The following is a 604-nucleotide window of genomic DNA, read 5'->3' on the forward strand; positions in this document are numbered from 1 at the left end:
GGAGGAGAACCTGCGAGTGGGGGCTCATCATGGGGATGAGCGGCGCATCTCGGAACGGCTGGAGCTGGTTTATCACTACTTCCCGCATCTCAAGACCATCCGGAACCGGATGGCAGGGTTCTGCAGCGGAGGAGAACAACAGATGCTGGCCATCGGTCGGGCCCTGATGACCCGCCCTCGACTGCTGCTCCTGGACGAACCCTCCCTGGGCCTGGCCCCTCTCATCGTGCAGGAGATCATGGAGATCATCACGCGGCTTAATCAGGAGCAAGGCATTGCCATCCTGCTGGTGGAACAGAACGCCAGGCTGGCTCTGGAGATCGCCCAACATGCCTATGTCCTGGAGAACGGCCGTGTGGTGATGGAAGGGCCGGCGGCCGTCCTCCGAGATAACCCGGACATCCGGGAGTTCTATCTTGGATTGACGGAGCTGGGGGCTCGCAAACGATTCCGCGAAGCCAAATGGTATAAGCGTCGGAAGCGCTGGTTAACCTGAAGGCTGGAAGACTTTTTGGGGCTGAGGGGGCCGTCCTATGAAATCTGCCCAATTCATAAAAAATTGGCTTCTCCCCACGGCCCGCCCGTAGCCCTTATCTGGCCAAAG

General features: G+C 59.4%; 1 protein-coding gene. It reads left to right on the top strand.

All coding sequences use genetic code 11. The annotated features are described in order from the left end of the window. The coding region (locus tag N0A24_12290) for an ATP-binding cassette domain-containing protein (protein ID MCS7174114.1) at positions 1-496 on the top strand (496 nt) is incomplete at its 5' end. Positions 497-604: the final 108 nt, after the last annotated feature.

It is taken from the genome of Armatimonadota bacterium (assembly GCA_025059775.1).
In the GTDB taxonomy this organism is placed as follows: domain Bacteria; phylum Sysuimicrobiota; class Sysuimicrobiia; order Sysuimicrobiales; family Sysuimicrobiaceae; genus Sysuimicrobium.